Here is a 3444-nt window from a genome sequence, read left to right as displayed (position 1 = left end):
AACATTATAGCGTTTCTCAAGTTACTAAGGTACAGTTGTTTTTCTTCTTGTCTATTTCCTGTTTCCCCGATTACTACTTCCTACTTCCTAAAACAATAGAAACTTAAAACCCAATTTTTATTATGTCTACTATTTCTTCTTTGCTGATTCGTCGCGCCCGCATCCTTCTACCCGATGGGGAATTTTTGATTGGTGATGTGCTAACTCAAGGCCAAGAAATTATTCAAGTTGCTCCAGAAATTTCATCTTCTGAAGCTCCAGAAAAAATCATAGATGCCGAAGGTTTAACCCTATTACCGGGAGTAATTGACCCCCAGGTACATTTTCGGGAACCTGGATTAGAACATAAGGAAGATTTATTTACTGCTAGTCGAGCTTGTGTGAAAGGTGGTGTTACTTCTTTTCTGGAAATGCCTAATACTAAACCTTTGACTACTACTCAAGCTGCATTGGATGATAAGTTACAACGGGCAGCTCAAAAGTGTTTGGTTAATTTCGGTTTTTTTATTGGAGCAACGGCAGAAAATTTACCCGATTTATTAACAGCTAATCCTACTCCTGGAATTAAAATTTTTATGGGTTCTATGCACGGACCTTTGTTAGTAGATACGGAGGAAAAGTTAGAGCCTATTTTTGCNTTTGACTACTACTCAAGCTGCATTGGATGATAAGTTACAACGGGCAGCTCAAAAGTGTTTGGTTAATTTCGGTTTTTTTATTGGAGCAACGGCAGAAAATTTACCCGATTTATTAACAGCTAATCCTACTCCTGGAATTAAAATTTTTATGGGTTCTATGCACGGACCTTTGTTAGTAGATACGGAGGAAAAGTTAGAGCCTATTTTTGCTAGGGGAAAAAGGTTAATTGCTGTTCATGCGGAAAATCAAGCTAGAATTGATCAAAGGAAAAAAGAGTTTGCTGGTATTTCTGACCCTGCTATTCATTCACAAATTCAGGATAATGAAGCTGCTTTATTGGCAACTAAGATGGCTTTGAAATTGTCAAAAAAGTATGAGCGAAGGTTACATATTTTGCATACTTCGACTGGAGATGAAGCGGAATTATTGCGTCAGGATAAACCTAGTTGGGTGACTGCTGAAGTTACGCCTCAACATTTGTTATTAAATACGAGTGCTTATGAAAAAATAGGCAGTTTAGCTCAGATGAATCCTCCTTTAAAATCTGCTCGCGATAATGATATTTTATGGCAAGCTTTGTTAGATGGAGTAATTGATTTTATTGCGACAGATCATGCTCCTCATACTTTGGAAGAAAAGGGTAAAGGTTATCCGAATACTCCTTCGGGAATGCCTGGTGTGGAAACTTCTTTACCTTTAATGTTGACTCAAGCTATGCAGGGAAGATGTTCTGTTGCTCAAGTTTCTAATTGGATGTCTACTGCTGTTGCTAAGGGTTATGGGATTCCAAAAAAGGGGGCGATCGCTCCTGGTTTTGATGCGGATTTAGTATTAGTAGATTTGGATAATTATCGCCCTGTTTTGAGAGAGGAATTAATGACAAAATGTGGTTGGAGTCCGTTTGAAGAATGGAGTTTAACTGGTTGGCCTGTTGTTACTATTGTTGGGGGAAATGTTGTGTTTAATCGTGGTGAATTTAATTCTGATGTTCGAGGCCAAGCTCTGACATTTTCTGGAGCTACCTAATTAATTTTCGTGGCGATTTTTTTTGAGACTTTGCTTGACTTTTAGTTTACTTGAAGGGCAAAAAAATTACTCCCCTACTCTCCTACTCCTTAAAAAGACTTTTTCTGCAAATCCTAACTAGCTGATTAATATTTGAAGAGGTTAATATCCCTCTATCTGTCACCCAAACTATATTCTTAATCCCAAACCTTTATAAAAGGAAAAATTCTACTATCCGTCTCTGGAAGCTGAAAAAAATGAAATAAGGATTTCTCTATAGGCATAGGCAGAAAAATTTCACCATCCATCTCTTGGAGCTTCACAAAATGAAATGACTATTGCTCTATACGTATGGGAAAGGAAAAATTCTACCATCCATCTCTTGGAGCTTCACAAAATGAAATGACTATTGCTCTATAGGCAGAAAATTTTGATCATCCATCTCTTGGAGCTTCACAAAATGAAATAACTATTGCTCTATACGTATGGGAAAGAAAAAATTCCATCATCCACCTCCGGGAGCTTAAGCGAATGAAATGACTATTGCTTTATACGTATGGGAAAGAAAAAATTTCACCATCCACCTCCGGGACAAATGAGATGACTATTGCTCTATGCGCCACCTCTGGGAGCTTCAGCAAATGAAACTACTATTGCTCTATACGTATGGGAAAGGAAAATTTTCCCCATCCACCTCTGGGAGCTTCAGCAAATGAAACTACTATTGCTCTATACGTATGGGAAAGGAAAATTTNTATGGGAAAGGAAAATTTTCCCCATCCACCTCTGGGAGCTTCAGCAAATGAAACTACTATTGCTCTATACGTATGGGAAAGGAAAATTTCATCATCCACCTACTGGAGCTTCAGTAAATGAATAAAATAAAATTCAGACAAGTTGTTTATTTCATAACTCCAAATACAGTCTATTAACCAAAAATTAAAACAGCATTGCCAAAGGAAGAAAAGAGATTAAAATCGCTTATTTTTACCAGACAAGTTTTTCATTGAGTCTGAAGTCATCGGGTAATATTTTGAGATTATTGCAAACTTTTAAAAGATAATCTATTCTAATTTTTTCTGCCTCCTTTCTAATTTTGTGTGTTTCCGTATAAGCAGGTGGCAAATCTAAATCCAATGATTCTATTAAAGTAGGAATATTTGTCAATTTTTTTACCGTTACTCCAAAATTATTGGAGTTTGTTAGATAAGGATGTGTAGCTTTAAAAATGTTCCTTGAAACTGTATGGCTAAATAATTCTACAAATACAAAAAATACCTGCCTTAAATTAACCCAAAAACACCTTGTTTCTGCATCATAAGTGCAAAAACGTTTTTTTGTTNCTATTAAAGTAGGAATATTTGTCAATTTTTTTACCGTTACTCCAAAATTATTGGAGTTTGTTAGATAAGGATGTGTAGCTTTAAAAATGTTCCTTGAAACTGTATGGCTAAATAATTCTACAAATACAAAAAATACCTGCCTTAAATTAACCCAAAAACACCTTGTTTCTGCATCATAAGTGCAAAAACGTTTTTTTGTTCTGTGATTAACTCTATTCCACAAGAACTGACCCATATTTTGCTGACAAATAACAAAAATCAGAGGTATATTTTCAGCATCATCAATTCCCGCAATAAACCCACGAATCACATCCCAATCTTCCCTAGGAACTGTCACGCCATTTATATTGTCAAATTTAACCGATGGAGATAAAGGAGTATTAGCTAACTTTAATAGTCGCTGCAACTCAGAAAGTTTCGGGCTTTTTTTCGGCAGATATTCTTTAACCTTAGTATC

General features: G+C 36.1%; 1 protein-coding gene and 1 pseudogene. Both read left to right on the top strand.

Features of this window, described 5'->3' with window-relative positions:
- Positions 1-122: 122 nt before the first annotated feature.
- Positions 123-637: pseudogene (locus tag AFK68_RS05360) on the top strand (amidohydrolase family protein); the annotation flags it as partial.
- A 1-nt stretch (position 638) separates the two neighbouring features.
- The coding region (locus tag AFK68_RS05355) for a dihydroorotase (RefSeq protein WP_143437548.1) at positions 639-1665 on the top strand (1027 nt) is incomplete at its 5' end.
- Positions 1666-3444: the final 1779 nt, after the last annotated feature.

The sequence above is a fragment of the Hydrocoleum sp. CS-953 genome (genome assembly GCF_002260545.1).
Classification (GTDB): Bacteria; Cyanobacteriota; Cyanobacteriia; order Cyanobacteriales; family Microcoleaceae; genus Trichodesmium.
The sequence above is the reverse complement of the archived record's forward strand: the minus strand, read 5'-3'. Positions and strand labels throughout refer to the sequence as shown.